This is a genomic window from Bacteroides sp. AM37-9 (genome assembly GCF_003603455.1).
GTDB lineage: Bacteria > Bacteroidota > Bacteroidia > Bacteroidales > Bacteroidaceae > Bacteroides > Bacteroides xylanisolvens.
In genome coordinates, this window is sequence record NZ_QTNF01000015.1 from 80,002 (window position 1) to 103,917 (window position 23,916).

General features: G+C 43.0%; 12 protein-coding genes. All 12 read right to left on the bottom strand.

What is annotated here, in order from left to right; genetic code table 11:
- Positions 1-6: 6 nt before the first annotated feature.
- The 12 genes from DW862_RS12340 to DW862_RS12395 all read right to left on the bottom strand — a co-directional run bounded on the left by DW862_RS12340 (position 7) and on the right by DW862_RS12395 (position 23,914).
- Entirely contained in the window at positions 7-4,440 is a 4,434-nt protein-coding gene (locus tag DW862_RS12340) for a two-component regulator propeller domain-containing protein (protein WP_120068502.1), read from the bottom strand.
- A 137-nt stretch (positions 4,441-4,577) separates the two neighbouring features.
- Positions 4,578-7,232: a glycoside hydrolase family 2 protein gene (locus tag DW862_RS12345; protein ID WP_120068505.1), complete on the bottom strand. Its 2,655-nt coding sequence runs from the start codon at positions 7,230-7,232 to the stop codon at positions 4,578-4,580.
- 312 nt (positions 7,233-7,544) lie between these two features.
- Positions 7,545-9,896 carry a DUF5703 domain-containing protein gene (locus tag DW862_RS12350; RefSeq protein ID WP_120068509.1) on the bottom strand — a complete coding sequence of 784 codons (2,352 nt, stop codon included), beginning with the start codon at positions 9,894-9,896 and terminating at the stop codon, positions 7,545-7,547.
- 33 nt (positions 9,897-9,929) lie between these two features.
- Positions 9,930-11,363 (bottom strand): sialate O-acetylesterase, encoded by a 1,434-nt coding sequence (locus DW862_RS12355; RefSeq protein ID WP_120068513.1) that lies wholly within the window; start codon positions 11,361-11,363, stop codon positions 9,930-9,932.
- Between the two features lie 116 nt (positions 11,364-11,479).
- Entirely contained in the window at positions 11,480-14,779 is a 3,300-nt protein-coding gene (locus tag DW862_RS12360; protein WP_120068516.1) for a glycosyl hydrolase, read from the bottom strand.
- A 124-nt stretch (positions 14,780-14,903) separates the two neighbouring features.
- Positions 14,904-15,521: an RloB family protein gene (locus DW862_RS12365; RefSeq protein ID WP_117684088.1), complete on the bottom strand. Its 618-nt coding sequence runs from the start codon at positions 15,519-15,521 to the stop codon at positions 14,904-14,906.
- Between the two features lie 2 nt (positions 15,522-15,523).
- The gene (locus tag DW862_RS12370; protein WP_117610556.1) at positions 15,524-16,735 is read right to left on the bottom strand and encodes an ATP/GTP-binding protein; all 1,212 of its coding nucleotides are present in this window, start codon (positions 16,733-16,735) and stop codon (positions 15,524-15,526) included.
- A 194-nt stretch (positions 16,736-16,929) separates the two neighbouring features.
- Positions 16,930-17,826, bottom strand: a complete 897-nt coding sequence (locus tag DW862_RS12375) for a helix-turn-helix domain-containing protein (protein WP_022198993.1) — start codon at positions 17,824-17,826, stop codon at positions 16,930-16,932.
- Between the two features lie 52 nt (positions 17,827-17,878).
- Complete coding sequence (locus DW862_RS12380) at positions 17,879-18,262, bottom strand: DUF4469 domain-containing protein (RefSeq protein ID WP_008022263.1); 384 nt, start codon at positions 18,260-18,262, stop codon at positions 17,879-17,881.
- A 59-nt stretch (positions 18,263-18,321) separates the two neighbouring features.
- The gene (locus DW862_RS12385) at positions 18,322-19,110 is read right to left on the bottom strand and encodes a hypothetical protein (protein WP_008022262.1); all 789 of its coding nucleotides are present in this window, start codon (positions 19,108-19,110) and stop codon (positions 18,322-18,324) included.
- Positions 19,111-19,137: 27 nt separating this feature from the next.
- On the bottom strand, positions 19,138-21,405 hold the full coding sequence (locus DW862_RS12390) for a DUF4906 domain-containing protein (RefSeq protein ID WP_008022261.1): 2,268 nt from the start codon (positions 21,403-21,405) through the stop codon (positions 19,138-19,140).
- Positions 21,406-21,448: 43 nt separating this feature from the next.
- A complete protein-coding gene (locus tag DW862_RS12395; protein WP_008022260.1) occupies positions 21,449-23,914 on the bottom strand; it encodes a fimbrial protein in 2,466 nt (821 codons plus the stop codon).
- Between the last annotated feature and the right edge of the window lie 2 nt (positions 23,915-23,916).

Genomic DNA, 23,916 nt, shown 5'->3' on the forward strand with positions numbered 1-23,916 from the left:
AATCGGTTATCTCTCTCCTTTCCGCCATTCATTCATATATTCGCGAGGGGACTGATTATATTTTTTCCGGAAACACTTACTATAATATCCCGAATCCTTGAATCCGACAGCAAAAGCAATTTCGGAAACACTTAAATCCGTATTTTTAATCAGCTCGATAGATTTATTCAAACGAATCTCTTTTACCAGATCGACGGGCGCCAGGCCGGTAAGACTCTTCAGTTTCTTGAAGAATGCCGAACGGCTCAATCCGATACCGGATGCTATGGTGTCAATGTTAAAGTCACTGTCGTCCATATTTTCTTCAATGACCTGATGTATCTTTTCGAGGAACTGTACGTCTTTCTTTACCAAAAATTGTTCGTAGCTGTCTTCTTCGGTCGTCGTCTGGTTTTCCATTTGCTGACGGATTCGTTCACGGAACAGTTTCCGTTCGGCAAGCAACTGGTCGATACGTGCCAACAGATATTCCTTACTGAAAGGTTTGGTGATGTAGGCGTTCGCCCCTAAAGTGATCGCTTTGGTCTTGGCGCCTTCATCATTCTTCGCAGTCAGGATAATGACAGGGATATGGCTGATTTGGAAATCTTTGCGGATGGATTGCAACATTTCAAGCCCATCCATTTCGGGCATCATCTGATCGGTCACCACAATATCCGGATGATACAGATGTATTTTCTTCAAACCTTCCACTCCGTTATTGGCAATATGGATATTAAACTTGTCTTCCAACTGAAGCTTTATCAACTGGCAAAGGTCTTTGTTATCTTCCACCAACAGAAGGGTCGGTAATAAAGCGTCGATTTCCGGTTCTTCTTCCTCCGTACCGTCTTCGGATATGGCATTTGCAACAGGATCTTGTTCTACCGCAATAGGGGCTGTCTCCGTATCTCCCACATAGAAATCTACTTCCGACGGGCGGTAATGCTCCTTATCCATCAGGAGTTCCACAATAAACACCGCTCCTTGTCCTTCGGGACTTTCGGCACGAATCTGTCCGTGATGCAGATTGACAATCTCTTTTGAAAGTGCCAATCCGATACCCGTGCCCTGATAATAGGAGTTTTTCGCGTTCTCTCCTTGCGAGAAGCGTTCGAAAATCTCGGTCAGTTTATTTTGTGGAATACCTACTCCGTTATCTTCCACCCGTACATAACAACGTTTACCGTCGTCCGTCAATCCGGTAGTTATATAAATACTTCCTCCGGAATGAGTGAATTTGAATGCGTTGGATATGATGTTGCGGATAACAATGCTCATTTTTTCCTTGTCCGCCCATACCATAATCGGTTCATCCGGCAACTGGAAAGTAAAACTGATCTCGTTTTCTTCGGAAAGTACCCGGAATTCTTTCTGGAAAGAAGCTATCATCTCATTAAAATCAATTAATGACACATGCAAACGCATCTTGCCGTTCTGAATCTTCCGGAAATCAAGGATCTGATTCACTAATTGCAGCATTTGATTGGTGTTCTTCTCCATCAGATCCACATATTGCAATCCTTTCGGAGAGAGCTTTTCGCGTTCTCTTAGTTCCTGTATCGGACCTTTTATCAATGTCAAAGGAGTGCGCAATTCATGGGAGATATTGGTAAAGAACTTGATTTTCATCTCCGATACCTTCTGCTCGATATAAATATCATTCTTCATTTTAAGCATGAAGAAAGCCAGGCGCAGGCTGAAATAGAGAGCTGCCAAACCTAGAATTACATATATAAGGGTTGCCCACCAGCTCAACCACCACGGTGGAAGGATAGTGATGGCCAGTGTACAGTTGGAAACCAGCTCCGGATTGGCTTCATCTACGGTTTCTACACGGAATGTATAGTCTCCGGGAGGTACGTTGGTGTAAGAAGCGATACGGTTCTTTCCGTTATAATGCCATTCTTTTTCATATCCTTCGAGTATATATCGGTAAGATACCCGGTTCTGATTATAGAAATTCAATGCGGCAAATTCAATCGTGAACATGGATTGATTGTAGTTCAGTTCGATTGCTTTGGCGTATGTGATGGATTCTTTCAGGATCGGACATTCGCGGAAACTACGCAGATCGCGGTTGGAAACTTTAAAGTCAACAATACGTGTATCGTAGTTCGTATGCAATGTTTCCAGTTTGTCGGGAGAGAATGTCAGGATTCCCTGCCGGGTACCAATCCACAAATCTCCATTCAAGGTACGGAGGGCACTACCCTCTTCCAGTTCTACGTTCAGGAAACCGTCGTATTTGTCGTAGTTACGAAACTGTTCGGTAGCTTTATTGAAGCAAGACAAGCCAATTTCTGTTGTAAACCACAAGTTACCGTTTTTATCTTCTACGATGGACTTGACTACATCGTTATTCATTCCTTCGCGCATGCCGTATGATTTGAAAATCGGTTCACGCTTTTCTTTATCATAGCGGACTAATCTATTCAAACCGCCTCCGAATACACTTACCCAGATTTGCGAATCAGTATCTTTGTAGAGTACATAAATATCATTATCCGCTACGTTTGAATTTTCGCTGACCTGGCGGTACGTTTCAAACTGGATCTGTTCGGGGGCAGTGAAATGTCCGTCGAAAGACATCAGGCCATCCATTGTTCCTACCCAAATACGTCCGTCTTCATCTTCCGTCATGGTACGCACCTCCATATAAAGACCGTATGCAGGATATTGTTTCAAGCCATTGTATTTATGGATAAAGGTAATTGCTCCGTTCTCTTCGGAAATTAGATTCAGACCTCCTCCTAGTAATCCTACCCAAATGCGCCCCTGGCTGTCCTGATAGGTAAAGTACACATCGTTGTTACTGATAGAATTCGGATTCTTGGGGTCATTGATATAACGGGTAAAACGCAAACCGTGCGGTGAATTCATGTCCGGTTCGGCTTTGACAAGCCCGTTTCCTTTGGTGGAAAACCAAAGATTACCGTCTTTGTCTTCCATAATATGATATACGGCTCCCAATAGATAGTTCTTATCCGAGAAGATTTGTTTCACTTGTCCGTTACGATCCAGGCGATACAGGGCTTGCCAGCGGGTTCCTACCCAAATGTCTCCATTTTGCGCCTGGAAGAGAGCACGTATTCCCTGGTTCCAGGAAGTCGATCTTTCGGGCACTACCGGAGATGGAGAAACTTCTGTCAGCAGTTGGAATTGCTTCTTGGGGAAATTAAGCTTGTATACTCCGCTGCTTGTAGATGCCAGCCAAAGGATGCCATCTTTATCCAGCAGAAGATGGAAGAAAAGCTGATTGGGAAGATCGTCGGAGAAAGGCTTCAATTGGTTGATACGGGTCATTTCCAGTTTCTCCCTGTCGAATAGAAGAATTTCCCCTCCCGGAGTCATAAAGAACATGCCCTGTTCGCCGGCATCCTGCATTTCAAAATTGCCGATTGCGTTCTGATTGGGGAATGTAAAACGGTGGTGGCTCCTGTTCAGGGGATCATAATAGGTCAATGCCTGGTTACCCTCCTGAAACCATACCTTATCATATTTATCATAGAATATAACTCCATTGTCTTTTTCGGGGATGGTAAAGGGGAGCTTGGTTAACTGCTTGTAGCCGATATTGTACTCGTATGCTCCTTCGTTGGTGGTAATGTACATCAGACCGGATTCCGTTACCAGCAAATTAGAAATCGGCTGTTTGATTTCCGGTATCTCGTAACGGTTGACAACTCCGTTTTGCGGATCAATGCTATAAATGTGGCCTTTCTTGTCTCCCAACCATAAAAATTTAGAATTATAAGAGGCACAAGTAAACTGATCCGGGTTGGCAGATACTTTTTTCTGTATAAAGTCGGCAGGTTTGTCTTTCAGCGCTTCCCCTTTCCGTAGGGACAGAATCTGATAATCCATACCGATCCAATTGATAAATTCGGCTGTTTCGCAGAATATGTTGTGTTTCAGACGCATGTCGTACACGTTCACGTTAGGACGCGAATCATGCAATTGTTTCATCGTTATTTTACCTTCCTTGTCGGTGTACGCACGCAAAAGACTTTTATCTTTTGTCAGTAACAGTACGTCGCCGTCCTCGGTCGTCTGAATCTTGATAATCTGAATATTCTCGGAATATTCTTTCACATCATCGTAGACGGCATGAAAGCTCTCATGCCGTTTATCGAACAGATAGAGTTTACGGTCGATAGTCTTAATCCACAGAAAACCATTCTTATCTTCTACGATACGCTGAATCTTACGCGGCGGAATATCTGTGGAATAAAAACCGTCATGATTATCGTAGGAACGGAATTTACTTCCGTCAAAGCTGCATAGTCCATACCAGGTACCGAACCAGATAAATCCGTCTTGTCCTTTTAATGTACAGTTTACGATATTATTAGGCAAACCACGTTCAGCCGTGTAGTGTTCTACAATCATATTTGGATAGGCAAAAGCATACATGCCTATCATGGATAGTAATAGTATTAGAATATTCCGTTTTCTCATTGATGGCTATAATTGGAATTAAATGTACTCAAAGATAGTCTTTTTTTTTGAATAGTGCTTTAGTAACATATAAAAAACAAGTTGGCAGATCACCCTGCTAATCACTTATCACTAACCTGCTAATCACTTTTATCGTACTATTTTTCAGTTCCAAATTCAGTCTGTTGACGTTCTACTTCATCTAACACCCGTTGGCGTTCTTCCTCTGTCAGTTGCACTTTTCCTTCAGATGATTCTTTGCCCGGGTTTACATTGAGAGTGGACGGTGTTGTCCTTTGTATTTCATAAGCCTGTTCCTCATAACAGAAAGGAAGTTCTGCAGGAACGCTTTCCAGTTCGATTTCAGTAGCTGTCGGAGCTTGAGTGCCCTCAAACTGTACGCGGGCTTTCACCTTTATTTTTCCGGCTTTCCGGGTAGAACGAATCAACACCGGAGCAGAGCCGAACTCCACCGCACGGGGATTGGCGCCAATAGTAGCATCTCCGATGATTTCTCCTTCACCTTCTACCGTGAAAACGATATTCTCTTTTGCCAGACGGCGCACATTTCCACTATCATCGGTTACTTCAGCAACTACGACGATAAAGTCGGAGCCGTCAGCTACCAGGTTCACTTTTTGAGTATCTACATAAAGACGTAGTTTGGTGGAACGTCGGGAAGGCATTTTCTTTTGAGTGCATACCACTTTTCCGTTGATGATTCCTTCGGCAACCATGTTCACTTTTTGCCAGTTCTTTTGAGTATAGCTATATCCGCGTGCTTCCCAAAAGTCCCAGACATTCTCGAATATAACGGGAGCATTCGGCATGTGCCCTTTGGCATGAACCACTGGTTTCGTCCAGGTTTTCGTTCCATCATAAATAGAAAGACGGACCGAATCACAGTTTGTGAATACAACTACATTCTTATCGGAGAACTGTGACATTTCATGAGCAATGAATATCATCGGGCCACATTCTGCCAATGAGTGTTGGAGACTAGCCGGCGACTGGCTGCGAAATACTTCATACGCATATTTCTTCTGACGGAAAGCATCATAAATGCCGCCCCAATAAGGGTCCGGATGATAGCCACGCTGATGGTCGAACGGATGCCATTGGGCACCACCGATAAACAAACCGGTCGTGCGGTACATCTCGTCATAGCTCTTTGCCAAGGACATAGCCTGTACCAGTAACGGGCGTTCTCCCCAACTGCGGCTGGCACGGTTATTATTGTTGTGAGCATACCAGTCGTCTACATTCTCCCCGAATTCACGGGTAAAGATACATTGCTTTGGCTTGTCTTCTTTTTCATCATCACCCGGCCAGCCATAAACAACGTCATAATGCTCTTTCACTCCGGCCGAATGGACATCGGCAGCAGCTACCGGACGTCCCGGATAGGGATATTCTTCTTTGGTAATCTCAAGAGCCTTCAAGGCAAAATCGAGCGGATAGCGGGTTTCATTCAAGATGGGTTCCCACATCAGTACGGAAGGGTGATTACGGTCACGACGAATCATTTCGCGGGTATTCTGATGAACCAACTCCCCGAATTTCGGATCTTTGTTCCAGTACTGCCATCCCGGAGTAGCGACAATCACGAACAGGCCGAGCTCGTCACAGGCATCCATAAAGGCAGGATCTTGCGGATAGTGGGCTACACGAATAATGGTGCATCCGGCATCACGCAGACGTTTGGCGTCACGCCATTGCTGTGAGTTCGGCAAAGCATTGCCTACGTATGCAAAATCCTGATGGCGATTGGCTCCTACCAGTTGCCCGAAAGGTTTGCCATTCAGCCAGAATCCGTCTTTACCACGGAATTCTGCCAGACGAATACCGACACGGGTAATGCCTCCGTCAATGGATTTATTTCCTTTTTTAATACGTGATTGTACCCTATATAAATAAGGTGTATCCGGTGACCAAAGAGTAGGATTCTTTACTTCCATCTGTTGACGGATGGATTTCTTCTCTCCCGGCTTTAAAGAAAGTTTTCCTGAACTGCGTTTGATTACTTTTCCATCCGCATCTGTCAAAGTCGTTTCTACAGTGACTGACTCGGAACGGGCGTCGTCATTCTGAACTTCGGTGTTTACATATACCTGCGCACTCTTTTCACTGATCTTATCAAAATGAACGAATACACCTCCACCGCCAACGATTTGTGAATCAATAGCGTCAGTAATAGCTACCGGAGATTTGGCAATCATCCATACATCACGGTAAATGCCCCCATGATAAGCAAAGTCTAATGTATATTGACGTTTTCCGGGAGGATAGGATTTGTCATCACTGTTGTCCGTGAAAACAGCGAGCAGACAGGAGTCTCCGGCTTGTACGCCATTGGCGGTCAAGTCTAAAGTAAAAGGCAGATAACCTCCCAGATGTTCCTGAATGCGTTTACCATTCAGATAAAGAATCTGTTTGCCCATAGCTGCTTCAAAATGAAGCACTACCCGTTGCCCTTTTGTTTCAGCGGGGAGGACAAAGTGTTTACGGTACCAGGCCGGTCCCTGATAATTGCGGCATCCGCTTCCTTCGGCCGGCATCAACTCTACGGTATGAGGGGTGGAAACGACATTCCAGGAGCGGTCATCAAAGTTTACCGCTTCTGCTCCCCGGACATCGCCTCTGAAAAAGCGCCATCCCGGATTGAAATTATAGACTTGTCGCCCGCTACCGGGAAGCTGGATGAATCCGGCAACCGATGTCTCGGGACGGTAAGTTTCTGTAGCCTGCCCTTTTTCTATCAAGGAAAATAGCAACAGAAAAGCTGATAAGATGATAAATGGTCTTTTATTCATAATTCTTTATTTATATATTTCATTCGTTAAATGGGAATTTATCGGTTAAAATGGGAATTTTGCAGTTAAATGAGAATTTATCGGTTAGGCTGAAAGCCTTACAATTATATATTTATTGGGATGCCCTGAAAGGGCTTAATTATATAGCGTAGGGCAACGCCCTACGAAAAAAACACACCAGCCACAAGCCCTGAAAGGGCGGAACTATATACAATTATGCCCTTTCAGGGCGCAAATTCAGATTGTCGCTTTTACGTAGGGCGTTGCCCTACGCTATATAATTAAACCCTTTCAGGGCACTCCGCAAAATTATCATTTTTCCTTTTCAATCATTATAACAATATCCTTTTTTCTACTTTCCGGTAAAACTTTCAAATCCGTCACTTTTCCGTTTTTGAGAGTGGCTTCTACTGTTGTTTCGCCCGGAGCATGAAGTTTGAAATGTACGTTCCATTCTTTCGGCCATGCCGGGAAAAGGAGTATTTGTTCTCCATTGGTTTGCAATAGCATTTCCTGAAGTCCTATCATGCCGCTACCTCCCCAGTTGTGATCGGGTGTCCAATCATATCCCGGTCCCCAAAATGCGGGGAAACGATGCGGTCCATTCGATAATTTGGCTAAAGATAGTTTCTTTGCTTCTTCGGTCAGGCCTAAACAGGCAGCCCATATATTATCTTGTTTCCATCCGGTATGCGAACGGAACTTGATGGCATCCGGGTCATAAAAGTAGGTATTACGGGCTATATCCAGATCCTCCTTTCCTACTCCATAAATACGCCATGGAAACACTGGATAAAGTTGTGGCGTTTCAACATTATTAATTCGTTCCCAACTTACGGCGGGCGAAATTGTTTGCTTCAAGACCGGAGCAATAGTCGGATTCAACGTATCTTTTATTTCTATGTATCGCAATGGAATCGGAGGTATTGCTTTTAGCATCTCCTCTTTTTCTCCGTATGTTTCTAATATCACTTTCAGGGCGGCGATGGTGCTGCTTGCGTTATTGGTCATTTTATATGTCTCACAAGCAGAACCCGGGAAAAGAATCAGATGTCCGTTGCCATCCAACGCTTTCCGTCCCCGGCGGGAAGCTAGTTGCCGGTAATGTTCGTCGAAGAATGTCAGCGAACTTTCGATCAGAGGTAAATAAGGGGTAATATCAGCATTTGCATAGTTCTTTGTTTCCAATATCATTTGGCAGAATTCAAGAACCGTATCCCATTCATATTCCAGCCAGGCATTATATTCCAATCCTTTGTCGAACCAGTCCGGTCGTTTGAAACCATATTCTGCGGGGTTCGGCAAACCGAAATTTTCGATCTGCTCGCTAAAGCAGGCTCCATCATGTTGCCAATATATACGGCTTCGCAGTTCTGCATTTTTCAACATGCGGTTATAAAAATCAAACTGGGAAGGCATCATATCAAAGTCTCCGCTTTTCAGCATCGGCCAGTATACTAAACGTTGATTCTGTGCAGTCATCGTACCACCTCCCCATTTCCGGTAGTCGGGAGTAAAAGATTGTTTTTCATCGACATGGCAAGGATCAAAGGTAAATAGTCCGCCATTAAATTTAGTCGGTACGCTGCCATAAGCATTGCATCCCAGCATATAGCGGAAAAGGGTGTAGTTTCTGGTTATTTCTTTTGCTTCCCCTTCTGCTTCGATAAAACTGCGTTGCCAAAAGGAATTCCACCACGAACGGGTCTGTTTTTTATCCTGTATGATAGTTTTCAATGAAACTTTACCTTTGGGGGCTATTCTTTGTAAAGCAGTTTGTAGTCCCTGCTCCCATTCTTCTATTGTTTCTGTCTGGTCTGTATGTAACACAATACAGATATGTTCTTTCCGGGCTGCTTTGGAAGAACGGAATTTCCAAGCACGATAGTCTGTTCCGGCATATACATCATCCGCAGTGCCTGCAAATTCTAAGTTTTCACCCAAAAGAGTTCCTCCAAAAGTCAAGTTTTTCAAAGGATTCATCATTTGAGATTTTACTTCGTTCATTCCTTGTTGAGCTACAACTACATCAAAAACGGTCTGTTCGGGATTGCGATGATAAAACAGAAGTTGGTTCCTCTTTATTGAAGTCCTATTTATTTCAGCCTTTCCTGTTGAATCAGTAATTTTGTCTAAAGAAATAAAGTCGGCCTCCGTCACAGTACCTTTCGGGGGAGCCCATTTGTAGGAACACTGTTGCCCCTCTCCTTTTCTGACAGGTCGTTCCTGATAGCGCCAATTTTCATAAAAGACTTCAGTCTGCAACGGTTGTTCATTTGTTACCTCTACATGTATAATCGGATGAAAAACATCTACCCAAAATTGTATCTGTGTGTTTCCTGCCGCGATTTCTACATATCCGTCTTTCAGCTTCAACTCCTGACGAAAATCTTTAGCGTCTTTGAAAGGATTGGGCGACAGGCGGAGACGTACACGCCCTTGTTTTAACTGGCAGTTGTTTTCGTCGAATGTGCCGCTACGGCTCACATAGAACATAACATCACCGTCTTCTACCCATATATTCATCCCGATATCTCCACCGCCACAGGGCATAGATTCAGAAGAATTACGACTTGGAGTATTCCAAATGACATTGGCATGCTGACTCCAAAGAGCCGACACGCCAACAAACAGTATGGTTATAATCAGATAAAATCTCTTCATATATTTTTCATATTTTACCTTGTCTATTTGCGATTACCAATCATCCGAACGAAAAGACCCTAAAGGCAATCCGTCGCAATATACATCTCCTTCCACATAGTTTTCAAAACAATATCGAACAGCTACCGGGTGCGGCACTTTATCGCTTTTCACTAGCATCTTACTACGTTCTATCCATGCTTTGGCCGGGTAAAAAACTTTATCTTCGCCGGCTACCTGAAAGTTTTTCGATTCGAAACAGTTCTTGCCGCTGATCCACATATTGGCACGTTCGAAGCTGACAACTACGGTATCGTTCTTTATTTCAATGCTTTTATAATAAGGACTTTCGCCATTCACGCCTTCCACTCCATACGTTTTAGTTAAAGCCAGAAGTGCCAGACGTTCACCTGCAACCTGTTTCTTTGCGGGATGAATACCTTTTTCCATTCCTGCATCCAGTAATACAGCCATACCGCTGTTAGCTACACGATGTTCTACTTTTGCTTGTGCCTCCCGGAGATATGCCGAATTTATCACTTCCTTTCCTTTTTCGGTAATAATCCCGTAATCATACGGAGCTATCTGGCAATAATAGAAAGGAAAATCTCCCTGTTTCCATTCGGCACGCCAACCGTTAATCAATCGGGTAAACATATCAGCATACGTATGGGCACGATTCCAGTTATCTTCACCCTGATACCAAATCACTCCTTTCATGGTCATACCGATTAATGGATGCAACATACCATTATAAAGCACGGTCGGAGTACGGTTTTTAGATTTTATGTCGGTTTCCGTTTGAGGTATCTTCGCTTCCGGAAAGGCTTTCAGCCAGTCTGCCGTCATCCATGCTTCACAGGCGGAACCACCCCAGGCTGCTACAACTAATCCGACCGGAACATCTAATATTTCATTTACCAGTCTCCCGAAATAATAGGCTGTTGCACTGAAATCACGGACACTAACCGGATTGGCTTCTTTCCAGGAACCGATAACGTCATTCTGCGGAGTGAATGTAGAAGTACGTTTCACCGTAAACAGACGGATTTGTGGATTCTTGCTGTGAAGAATGTCCATATTGGCATTTTCTACCGGTTGGTTTTTGAATCCTTTCATCGGCATTTCCATATTACTTTGTCCGGAACAAAGCCAAAGTTCGCCTATCAGAATATTATTCAGTGTCTTTTTGCTTCCATCATCAAAGGTCACAGTATAAGGGCCTCCCGCTTCGGGAGTAGCTACTGTCAGTTTCCATGCCCCATTTTTATCTGCTGTTGCTGCATATTGTTTTCCATTCCAACTAGTGGTCACTGTTACTTTTTTATGAGGAGTCGCCGTCCCCCAAAGGTTTGCATTGGTCTGTTGCTGCATCACCATGCCATCAGAAAAAATAGCCGGTAGCTTTACTTCTGCGTGTGTTGACAGGCAGGCAGCAAGCAGAAAACCTGCCAACATTGTACCTGTTTTAATAATTGAACTTTTCATACTTTAGCTATATTATAATGAATTGGGCACGGATTACATGGATTGCGCTGTTACTTTATGTAATACGATTCTCATAAACCGTGTAATCCGCGTAATCCGTGCCTTAAAAATCTATTTTATTCTGTGGTAGAAAAACTCAAAGGTCCGAGTAATCCTGCCGGAAGCAGCGTTTTCTCTGCCCTGCGATATTTTGCATTAGTCCAAATGCCATCAAACGGCGCTTTTCCTTCATCAGCTCCTGCCAGTGCATTCGCCCATGTATTTGTAACCTCTATTTCAAGCTCATTAATTCCTTTTTTCAAGGCACCTGTAATATCTGCACGATAAGGAGCTGTCCAGATTGTGCCACAATCTACGCCATTCACACGAACAGTTGCCAAATTATAAACTGTTCCCAGATTCAGATAAATCTGTTGGTCTTTATTCGGTTTATTTTTCCAGCGAAAAGTGGTTTTATAGGTCGCTGTCCCCGAATAATAACGTATCTGTTCATCCGATTCTTGGCTCCAGTCGAAGAGTTTTTTTCGTGTGAGCGTTTTTTTGTTAGCTGCAAAAGTTATAGTATATTCCTTTGCCTCCAAAGCTATGTTTAAAGGGGCTTTGGCGGTGTCTTTTTTCTCCTTTTGCAGTTGGAGAGAGGATTCTCCATAGCCTTCATGTACTCCCTCCGCAGGATATACGATGAATACGGACTCGTTAGGAGCCAATGTGAGAGTAACTTCCGTCCGGTTTCCATTGATACGATAGGAAGGATGAATATTCATCTCACCCGTCACCGGGTTCCAACATTCCGGTTTCTTACCGTTAATACGCATACTTGCAGTAAACGTGCGTGTTTCGTTCTTTTGGTTGGCTACGAAATAGAGTTCACCAAGTTCGCCACGACGATGTGTCCAGGCGATATCTTCCGGCACGATCATGTCACGTTCCAAGCCATACACGGAAAAATCTTCTTCTGTATAAGGTAAAGAAGGCACCAAAATGCCAGCTTCTTTTAGTTCATTGATTTTCTTCTGCACTTCCGATGACAATACAGGTTCGGGATTCATAGGACGCGAAAGAGGTAGTACCAACACTTTATAACTTGCTCCACCCGGCAACGTTATTCGTCCGTTTTCTGCTTTCGCCAAACGAAGGATTGCATCTTTATTAAAACTATCGTATGCATATCCACGAAGCGGATTCACCCATTTCTCCGGATCAGCCATGTTAGCTGAATGAGTAACACCTACCGGGCGTACACGTAAAGGCTGTCCCTCATTGGCCAGACGGATGCGTTCACTTTCCACTCGTTCCGCACCGAAGATTCCCGGCAGAGAGGGAACCAATCGTTCCGGTAATATCGAACGTCTCGGCACTTCTTCACCTGTAAAGACTGCGATGTCTGTTACCGGATGTCCATATTGCAACAACGACTGGCAACGGGTAGCATATTCGGAAAAGGCTTTTGCCCCTTTATCCCACCAGGTCTGATCCCTTTGGAAGAATAGTCCGATGCCATCCAATGTCATGCCGGGCTTGCGGTCCAGCCAGGGATTGTGTACATATACATGGTAGAAAAGGCGGTTGATTCCTAATGCGTAATTACGATCCAACAAGGCTTTCAACATTCCGGGGTATTCATCCCACGTGCCACGCACTTCGGTGAATCCTTCAGCCTGAATAATATTCTTTCCGTAGATATGCGCTCCGCTAATAGCATCGAGCATATCATTCGGTTTGTCATGTGTGGGACTGTTCAACCAAAATTCACCCATCGGAAGATCTACTTTTTGATAATGTAGTAGACCATCGCTTACCATCGTCGGAGCTACACATTCTGCCGAGAATTGGCAATCATATTCTTTCGCACAGTCCGCCAATACCTGATAGAACACATCTACGACGAGTTCTGATATGGTAGTACGTACGTCTCGCAGAATCTTTTCACTTTGTTCGACACTTTCCATCGGAATACCTGCCAATAGAGGTAGATAAGGCATCAAATCGTAGCCACGACGTTTCTGAAATTCAATAGCGAAACGTTTATTCCAGTTTTGGCTGCCACATTCCCAGCTATCGACATGCATATATTTCAGTACACGACGAGCTATTTCGGGATTAGTCTTTGTAAATGCCTGTGCATACCAGTTATCGAATTGCTTCCGTACCGTTTTCGGGTTAAACTTATCACATTCCAATCCTTTTCCACCTCCCGCTGTCGCATTGGTATGCCCGGTAGCTGTATGTCCCATGCGAAGTAATTTCCATTTTCCTTTGGGGAGAGTGGCGGTCAATGTTTTTCCATTCAAATGACCGGTATATTGCTCTGTCAGATTGATGACTTGTGAAAGTGAATAGCAATCCTGTTTCCCGACTTCCTCTTCTTTAGTCGCTTGAGCAACACGCCATACCAGTCCGGCTTTTCCTTCCCACTGGTTCAGACGGGCTTCCCGGTGCAGGCGTAATTCTTTTATTTTCAGATTGGGCTTCCACTTGGCAGCATCCATATCTTCACTTCCCGGTTCGCTCCCTTCAGGAGTCCAGTAGAAACGGAAGAAACGGGCAGTAGTCGGAGGAATACTATGAGTTGAGTTCTCATCCGTATTCTGCCATCCCTGACGGGCAGGGACCAACTGCTTAACCAAACGATAATTCACTCCGTCATCACTGGCCATTACTTTCAAGCGGTGTGCCTGATAATTATTACCAGTTAAAACGATTTCGATGTTCCGGCAAGTGAAGGGTTGTTCGTATTCATACTGGATATAACAAGGATATGAAGAACGGATCACTCCCGCCGCATCCATATTCACTGTTTGAGCTGCTTTTATATTTCCTGTCGTAGCTAGGTTGGCACAGGTGATTTTTGCCTGCATCTCATCCGCTGCGTCTTCTACCGGCAAAGCGAATAATGCAATATCTTCATAATAATTTTCATAGGCTTCCGGTTGTGGCAAGCGAATAGCCATCAACTTTCCTCCGTTTACAATCGTATCGCTCCAAACCACTTTCTGCATAGATTCTTCGGGAGTAATCCAGGGACCTCCCGCCAATGCAAAACCATCACAAATGTGCATTCCCAATTTCAGCCCCAAACGATCTGCTTCTTCCATGCTGAAACGCACCATCTCCCACCATTCGGGAGTTAGCTGCTGCGCCTTGCCATCGTATTGGGCGCCTTCATGAATACCTTTAATCGGCATCAGATAAGTACCTCCTAATCCGGCACGTTTCATTGCCTCCAAATCGGCTGTAATCCCTTCTTTAGACACGGCACCATACATCCAATACCAAAAAGTCCAGGGTTTTGCTTCATCGGAAGGACTTAAGAATTGATCGCGAAGCGAGCGTGTTTGCTGTGCATCGGCAGGGCATACGGCTGTCCATGCTAATAGAGAAAGTGCAAATATTCGTTGTTTCAGTCGGCTTTTCATTCCAGTCTATATTTTTACTTATAGATAAGACGAAAAACATTCTGTTTTGTACTCACTGTATTTTCCTGACTCAAATTAAATTAAGCTATTTAATTTGTCTGATAGAATTGAAACGATAGTTTATCTATCTCTTCTGTAATAGTTCTTCAAACACTTCAAATACCCTTGAATATGAAGTGTGCGGATTGTTTATATCAATGGAGATGCTACGTGCGTGATCTATGGCAGATTCTAGCTTTTCTTTGAGTTGGAGATATAAGTTGTTCTTTGAAAAATACTCAATGCTTTTTTCGTACTTTTCAAGACGACCATTCTTTTTCAACTCTGTAATTACTTCGTCACAGTTACGAAACTGTCGGTCGGTAAAGACAAAGTGTAATAATAGCCAAAATTCAAAGGCAGGATTACTCTCTATGAAATAAATCTCATTTTTGTATGCCTTGATGCATGATGACTTCTCCTTATCATAGGCTTGTTTACGTACATTATCAGCATTGATATAATCCATATCAATCAAGCAAAAAACGACATCAAACTCTTTTGCTAATAGCGATTGAGCTTTCGTTATGATATCACTGTAGTCAGGATGTTTGGGCTTATCAGGTTTTAGGGTAACATTGAACTTCTTCAACAAGTCCTTTTCAGCATTACGAAATCCATCAAAATAGAAAAACTCTGTGATTCCTTCACCGATAATCGCATAAGATTTCCGAATTTCTTTTATTCTTTTTTCGCGTGCCATACTTATCGTTTTTTAGGAATAAAAATACCGCCCAGCGTTGGTTTGGCGCCAAATTTCCCTGCATTATATGCATTGAGAAACGAAACGCCATTGCGGATATTGAAGTCATCAAGTGAAAACAGGTCTGTTGAACCATCATCCTTTTTTTCTGTAAACCAGACTACATCTTTACGTAAATCCTCGGTGTCTAATGATTGGAGATTATGCGTACTGAAAATCAGCTGCGAATAAGTCGAATTAACCAAAAATAAGTTGATGAAATGGGCAAATAAATCCGGATGCAGCGAATTCTCAAGTTCATCAACAGGTATGATAGCATTTCTTTCAAGTAATATATTCAGAATAGTTCCCAAACCATAATAGCGCATTGTTCCTGCTGATTCAAGTATATCAGGCAGGTAATGAACAGAAGATGTTCCATTGGCTACAATCGTATGTTCAAATATCAAATCCGTATCTTTTTTATTTTTCTCATTTTGTTGAACATCAAAACCGGATATATTAAAATCTGCACGGTGCAGTAAATCTAATAAAAAGGATTTATTCTCCTTCTCTGCTTCCATTTCTCCTGTTGTCCATGTTTTCAAATCCGTTTGGGGCAAGAGTATAGGCAACCACTGCTTCAGGAAATAGTTATAGACACGTTCTAATTCAGGAAACATAAAGTTAGCTGTAGCATAAGCTGAAACAACACTCATATTACTAAGTGTATTTACCTGCAACTTTTCCTGCTCGGCCACATTGAGTTTGACTTTGCTTCCTAATCGGATATGAGTGATTCCATGAATGGTCTCTCGGGAGAAAATTTCGGCTGGTTGCTTACCGGGATAATATTTAAGTGTTTCTTTTAGAACAGCACTATTATCTACTTCAAGATAATAGATATGCTTCATATTGTTTACAAAAAAAGTCAATTCAAATACTCCACATTCTTTCTTTGTCGTATCATCCAAGAGAAACGGAGTAAACCCGATAGGCTGCATTTTGTTTATCTTAGGAGAAATGGCTATTTTTCGTATGAAGTCAAGTGCCAGCAATACGTTAGTCTTTCCTGAAGCATTAGCTCCATAGAGGATACCGAGTTTTAATACTTTCGTATCGTTGATAGTGGTACAGTAATATTCTTCTGAAACCTTATCTGCAGAGGCTTCAAAACTTAATATCTGCCAATCCTTAGCTGATCTGAAATTTTTAAATTTAAATTCTAAAATCATACTTCAATGTATTAAAAATGCGACTATTTTGCAAATATAGCATTTTAAACTATTTATTTCGCATTTTTATCCGTTCTTTTTTAGCTATAAAAAAGGTGCACCTCCTTTCCTACTCTTGGAAGAAGGTGCACCACACAAACAAAACAAACAATAGACGACCTTCACAGGCGGTATTTCATATATAACTCAACTAATTATAAATCAATTTCATTTTTAACATAAATTCTCTCCCTGTATTCAGACGGAGTCATACCGGTATGTTCACGAAAGAATCTTGTCATAACAGAGTTCGACTGGAAGTTCGTGCGTGAGGCCACTTCTTTTATTTCAAGGTCAGAATCCCGTAAAAGAGCCTTTATTTCAAGAAGGGAGTAATCTATAATCCAGTCTTTTGCCGAACGACCGCTCATATCTGTAATTACCATTGTAAGATGCTTGGCGGACACACACATCTTTTTCGCATAAAACGCAACATCCCGACTTACGGTATGAAATTCGATCACCAAACAAAAAAAGTCGAATAAAAGTTTTTCCTTACGGGTGTATTTTACTAATTCGGCAGCTTTCGGATTTCTTTTATAAGCCACATATATATCCCAGTAGAAAACACGTAATAACTGCATGATAGACTCCCGTCTGAATAAGTTGCGGGGCAAGTTGATACGAAAAATCAAAATATTGCAAAAGTGAATGAAACGTTGACATTCTTCATCGTATAGCGGAGTGCTGAAATTTTTCCGCATATAGAAAAAGAAATCAAGCGTAGGTATACATATCCCGCTTATTGTATCCATAAACAGGCTTTTGGGTACTTTTAGAAACGTCATTGAAAAGTCACTGCTAATCTCCGTGACAGAAGCCAGCTGAAAAGGGAAAATGACTACCAGATCATTGGAAACAATCCGTCGTTTGTTACCAAAAACATTGAATAACGCACTTCCTCCCGTGCATATCCCATTTATCCCTTCTTCAAGATACATAGGATTTTCATCAAGAGGTAAATCGTCAATTTTAGTATAGACGTTAAACTCTTCTGTTTCCAATATATTATCGAATACTTTATCCTGCTTATATGGCTGGTTCTTTTCCATGGACTGCTATTTATCAATTATGTTGTTTGCCGTTATTTTTATCATACGGATGTCAGTCGTGCCATTTCGATTGAGCAAACTGTACCACCAAAGATATGGGAAAGATGTATAAAAAACTTTCTTTATCTTTCATCAAAATCATCAGTGCCAGGAAATATTCACCTTCATTAATATCAGGAACTGTCATATAAATCTTATCGTCCGAATATTTATGGATATCGCCACATTCTATCAACATTCTGTCATTTACGGAAGAGACAAGGTATAGATTGGTACTTTCCCATGTCAGCATATCCAGGTTCTGTCCGGTGATAATAATGGGAGCTTCCGGTGTAATGGTCCCATTACGCCTTTCATTTGAAGGATCATATATTTCTTTGATGACAGGAAACGGCGCTCCTTCAATCATTAATATTTCGGCTTTTATCGTTTTCATTTGATTGATCAGTTATTTTGTATCTTTTGTAAATGAATGAGCAAACTTATATTTCTATTCTATGGAATATCCCGGATGCAACGGAGATAATAGGAGCTTGCCTTGAGATCTCTGGCAGACTTATATTTCACTCTTGTCGCATCAGGATAAATTGTCATTGACCATGCTTGAGAAGAAGTTGTATTTTCCGTCGCTAACCAATAGGTGGTTGGTTTTATGTCAGATAAGGCAAATGCTTTACAATCGGTACCTTGGGTAGCTGTGGCCTCTAATTCCTTATAATAAATCATAATCAGGCTTCCTTCACGCAGTGTAGGTATCCGCCATGTTCCCGGAGCGTCCTGACCGTCTTTCCCCCGATACATTGCGCATCCCTTGGGAACAGCAATATTCTTCTCCGTACTATAACTATTACTGTTTGCCGTAGCAAGATAGCCATTTGCCGTAGCCCAATTCATTGTTTGCGTTCCACTGTCTTTTCCCTCGCTATCATTGCCATCGCTATATACGATATCCGGAGAGACTATAAAAAATGCAGATACAGTCTTATTGATTTTGCCTGCCTCAGACATGCTATCTATATGCCGGATAATCCTGTCTGTATAAACAGGGTTGCCCTCACTATCGGTAATAGGATTCGTATTTTGACCAGTCGAGGTGTACTCGTATAATTGAATGTTGTTATAAAAGACAGCACTTTTATCTCTGATCCTTTGTTTAGGCAAATCTTTCGAATTAATAGCCGCATACTTGTTTCCTCTTAAATCTTCATAGACTTCTATTGTCTGGGAATATCCCTTTAGCAAGATAAAAAGGGATGCGAAGATTATGACAGTTATTCTTTTCATTTTATTCTTTATATTTTCATTTTATCATTAATAAGTAACGGAAGGGAGAGGGATGTCTCTTACACACCTTGCACCACCCTCAGTCTTATAGTAAGAGTTAAGCCCGTAATACCACCTTTTGGCAGAAGTACCTCCATCTTCTGTAATTGTTTGCCCGCTGCTGGCATCTAATAGACTGCCGATATAGAGGCCAATCAGTTGATTGGATGCCGGTAAATACCATTTTAACTCCTCCCCTTCTATTCGTCCGTTTCCATCTTCATCCCGGTTCTTATCATAGCAAGCCCTTGCACTAAACGTACTAGCCGGGTGTTGATATTGATATAGCAATATATGTCCGGAAGCATCTTTCTGCGGGACAGGTATATTACCACTCCAAGTAAGGTTCTTTATATTCTCGGCCAGGTTTACCGTCGCGTTTTTTCCATAATACACGTCATCCGTCCCGTATGAATGAGCAGCTGTCACAATCCCATCGTAACCATATTCCACTTTACCCGATGATACGTCATACTGGTATACACTACGTTGCGGTCTGTCATGCACCAATCCCATTGTATAGTTTCCGTCAGTGTCTCTTTCTCCTCCAAAACACCCGGCATATACTGCCGGGCGCTGGTCCAGTCTGAATATATGGAAAGTTTGCAATGTTTCTCCTTCACCCTCTGGCATAGTAGTTACTTTAATGTATAAAGAACGCTTTCCTAATTTATCGGATTCACCCGGGTCAACCAGTTTGCCGTCATCATCATAAATGTATTCCTTATTATAGAGATAAAACTTCACCTGAGTGGGAAGTATGGAACTTGCCGTAACACGGGTATCCAATGGCTCTTTAACATTATTGAATGCATCCGTATAGTTGGAAGAGGAAGACAGGAGGAGCCAACTGCTTCCCTTATCGGCTCTCTGCGTACAATCTTCGTCAGTATATATTTCCACTTCCACTTTCCTTCCTTGAGTCTGTATAACTATCGGGCGGACACTATAAGCTGCATCCAGGTCATAAGTGGCACCCGTTTTGTTGTACAGGGTGCTGAATGACGCCCCAGAAGCCTTTACGTTAAGGCTGGAAAAAAATTCCACATACTGGCTGATGGTATATGCCCTGATCCGTTCATCGTTCTTCGCCGAGTTTATCTCTGCGTTTATGGCAGTACGCAAATTATAAAAATGGTTGGGTTCCACATCGAAGTTATTGGTGTTATTATTCCCAACATATATCTGGTAGATCGCGTATTCATTTGTTCCGGTAGTAGGGTATGCCCATGCCTCTATCTGCGTGCCCAGTGGCGGCGCAGCACCTGAAGGCACCTTATTGACCACTTTGTAGTAGCGCTGGCTTTCACTTAGAATAGTTGTAACCGTCCCTTGCCGATTCTGCGCTACATACCATGTTGCCGAGTAATAGCCATTGGAATCGGGCTCACCCAACTGATCCATTTCAAATGTGGCGTATGTATCCGCATCGGTATTTTTTTTAAGATTGGTGAGCCGGATAGTATTGTTCACATTCAGCAATTTCAAACCTTGTAACCGGTAATTTTCCACCTCGAACTTGTAACGTAAGGTAACGCGTGCCATCAACCTCTCGATTTCGATGCCTCCTACAAACCCGGCCGGTTTGTTGTATTCTACCAGACCACGCTTACCACCGTCGATGTCCACCACAGTGACACCTGACACTTCTCCGGCCAGCGGTACTTCATCATCTGCGGTGATAAGCGATTGGGTATGCCCTTCTACATTAATAAGATAGTCAAAACTCCAATTCTTGAGTTCATCAAGAGTGCTCACTCCGCTCATATCATAGTTAAGTTTAGGGCCTAATACCAACAGGTACAAGGTTTGATTCTCTGATACTACGAGGGGGACGTCTATCGTCATCAAATCATTTATGGCTGTTACTGCATCACTCAGTTTATGAGGATTTCCCTTAATGGAACCGTGCTCATCGAATTGGAAAAGCCAAAGGTTGTGTAACTTGGTCGTGCCGTCAGATACCCGGGTAGTTACCTCATGTGGTTCTTGTCCTTGTTCCAAAGCCACTGTAAACGACAACCCGGAATCGTTCCTATCCCTAAAAAGCGACTTAGCGGCGGAATATCCGCTCGTTGATGCAGGCTCTACAGCGGGGGGAATACCGACTTTCAGGCTGACCATAACCACCTTACCGGTAGCGTCACCGGGACCGTACTCTACCAGTTTATCTTTTGCACAGCCCACGAACGCCAGCAACAGCAAGGTGGTGCAGGCTGCCCGGAAATATCTTTTATATTTTGTTCTTAGGTTCATATCGTATATGTTTATTATCAAATTTTCATCCAGGGAGAGGACATCAGTAGCCGTTTTGCGTAATTGACGGACTGCCGAGAGGAACTGTCACTCCGGTATCTTTCGCCAGTAGAATATTAACAGTAAGATTGATAGAACTCGGACTGCTGTTCTCTGGAATTTCTATCGAGACAGAATAACTATACGTATTCGGTTCAGTATTCACTTTAGTACTGAGACACTTTTGGACGCCTCCATAAATAACCTGCAAAAACAGTTTTCCGGCAGGTATGGAGATATCCGTCGGAGTAAGCTGGATACTCACCGTATAAGTACCTCCCGTTTGAGATATATTACCCAGACTACTTAATCCGGTAGTAGCACGTAAATCATATCCGCTTTGCGAGACGGTGAGCAGTATGCTCCTTGTCTGTCCGTCCAAACCGACTCCTTCCACCTTCACTCTGAATGAACGCGGTGAAGCACTTTCTTTACGTTTGACGTATACAGGGATATTTTCCGTATTGCTTCCGTGGGTCGTATGTACGATGGTGCCATCCGATGCGAACGAGAAATCAGTAGGCTCCGCTGTTCCCGCACCTTCTCCCGTGACAAGCGTTGCCGTCCAATAAGGCACATTGGATTTTATACCGAAATAAGCTTTTACACCTTTTTCGGTTCCCTGATAAGTAGGACTGGAGATGGCACCCGCCTCCATCTTGCTTTCCGGTATTTCATTGCGCACGCAGCGAATCATATAGGCACTTTGCCTGTCCTTGCCACTTTGGAAACTTGCACCCGATGAATTACCGGAGAATTCGAATACCGAAGCGTCGTCGTTCCAATACCATCCATTGGAACGGTCCCCCTGAGATACACCGCCCGCGTCTCTATACCGGTTATGCGGGGAAAGCAGCCAATGGAAAGAAGGATAACCGTATGAATTATTCTCGTTATCCGATGCCGCTATCAGGGCTTGGTTTTCATTCGGAGTAGCCATGTGCCACTGCCCGTTATCCACAATGTTTTGAGCCTTGATCTGGGTTTCGGAAAGTCCGGCCAACTTGCAGGGATCTCCCACCCCGGCTTTAACTTGGTCTACGGTGTTATTTGCAGGAATTCCGTCTGTGTTTAGGTAGGGAATATCTGTCCACCCGCTGATGCTTAAGGGATCGTATGAACCGGGATACCAGAGTACATCGTTCAATGCACTGGCATTGGTAGGAGCTATAAAACCCTCACCCGCACTTGTGCCGCTGTGCACGGCTATCAGGCTGCCATATTTGAACAATACATCCTTATATCCCGTCTCCGAATGATATGCTTTCAGTATACCTGAATAAACGCTGACATCATTCCAGATATTCACATTTCTGGATGTATCGGCAACCGCGTCATAATCTGCTGCCTTGTCACTCACTATGACCAGTCCGTCGATAGGTTTCCAGTTGATGGTGATATCATGTTCCTCCATTGCCACTATTTCCGCATATAACCCCATTGCACCCATACCGGTAATGGTGGCGTATATCTGATAATGGTTGTTTCGTGTCAGATTATAGTTTTTGGGAGGCTCTTGACCGATATTCAAGAGGTAAACGCAGTTCAGCACCTGAGAACTTCCGTTTTTAAGTACGCACTGCGCGTCAATCTTAAGGTAGGTTGCCTGAGAAGCATTTTCAGGTTGGGATAGCAAGTGTTCAGGAATATATGTGGCAGGAATTGTTATAAAATCCACTGTGTCAGGAATAGTATAGTTATTATCTTTTATAATATAATCGCCATTTTTGTCAAGCTCGCCTGTTCCTGATATCGTAAGGTCATCCGACCAAATATCTTCCGTATATGCCCGCCCTTCTTCTATAGGAGTGGCGGCCGGCATACGACATACTTTAACAGTGAGCTTGGTTACTTTGAAATCCTCATTCGGATTAGTTATATTTTTAATAGCTGTAAAGCTGATGCGGGATACCATGCGGGTTACGCTAACAGGCAATTCCGTCATTTTAATATTATTAATTGTTACTGTGGCGTTTTTTCCGTCACTGCGGGATTCCACATAGGCACGTGCCACATTTCCATACATGGGCGGAGGAGCAACGATACCTACGGCAGAGAATGTCACTTTTTCTATTTCATTTTCCAGTGTAATAGCAGCGAGCTTTTCGGCAAGCTCCGATGTTTCATTGCAGATGATATAAATGTTGTTATATCCCCGTGCCGCTCTTATAGAAGCGGTGTATGTGCTATCGACATTTATGGAAGCATCAGAAACGTCGTTGTATACCAGCTCGTTCTTGTCATTAAACACAATTGCACGTACGGAATTTATGACTTCATCTTTGTCGGTGGTATCATTGCGCGTCCCCATTTTAATACTCATCGGTATCTTTTCTCCTTCGTAAATACGTGCGCCTGTTATTTCGTTCTCTTTTGTACAAGAGTAAGTAAACAGGGCAAACATTGTCAAAAGCAGGACATTTGCCGAAAATTTTATGTTGATAGTTATATTCATCCTTAATCGTGCCATAA

Coding starts and splice junctions, on each gene's coding strand:
- DW862_RS12340 (WP_120068502.1), bottom strand. CDS start 4,440: ATGAGAAAACGGAATATTCTAATACTATTACTATCCATGATAGGCATG.
- DW862_RS12345 (WP_120068505.1), bottom strand. CDS start 7,232: ATGAATAAAAGACCATTTATCATCTTATCAGCTTTTCTGTTGCTATTT.
- DW862_RS12350 (WP_120068509.1), bottom strand. CDS start 9,896: ATGAAGAGATTTTATCTGATTATAACCATACTGTTTGTTGGCGTGTCG.
- DW862_RS12355 (WP_120068513.1), bottom strand. CDS start 11,363: ATGAAAAGTTCAATTATTAAAACAGGTACAATGTTGGCAGGTTTTCTG.
- DW862_RS12360 (WP_120068516.1), bottom strand. CDS start 14,779: ATGAAAAGCCGACTGAAACAACGAATATTTGCACTTTCTCTATTAGCA.
- DW862_RS12365 (WP_117684088.1), bottom strand. CDS start 15,521: ATGGCACGCGAAAAAAGAATAAAAGAAATTCGGAAATCTTATGCGATT.
- DW862_RS12370 (WP_117610556.1), bottom strand. CDS start 16,735: ATGATTTTAGAATTTAAATTTAAAAATTTCAGATCAGCTAAGGATTGG.
- DW862_RS12375 (WP_022198993.1), bottom strand. CDS start 17,826: ATGGAAAAGAACCAGCCATATAAGCAGGATAAAGTATTCGATAATATA.
- DW862_RS12380 (WP_008022263.1), bottom strand. CDS start 18,262: ATGAAAACGATAAAAGCCGAAATATTAATGATTGAAGGAGCGCCGTTT.
- DW862_RS12385 (WP_008022262.1), bottom strand. CDS start 19,110: ATGAAAAGAATAACTGTCATAATCTTCGCATCCCTTTTTATCTTGCTA.
- DW862_RS12390 (WP_008022261.1), bottom strand. CDS start 21,405: ATGAACCTAAGAACAAAATATAAAAGATATTTCCGGGCAGCCTGCACC.
- DW862_RS12395 (WP_008022260.1), bottom strand. CDS start 23,914: ATGGCACGATTAAGGATGAATATAACTATCAACATAAAATTTTCGGCA.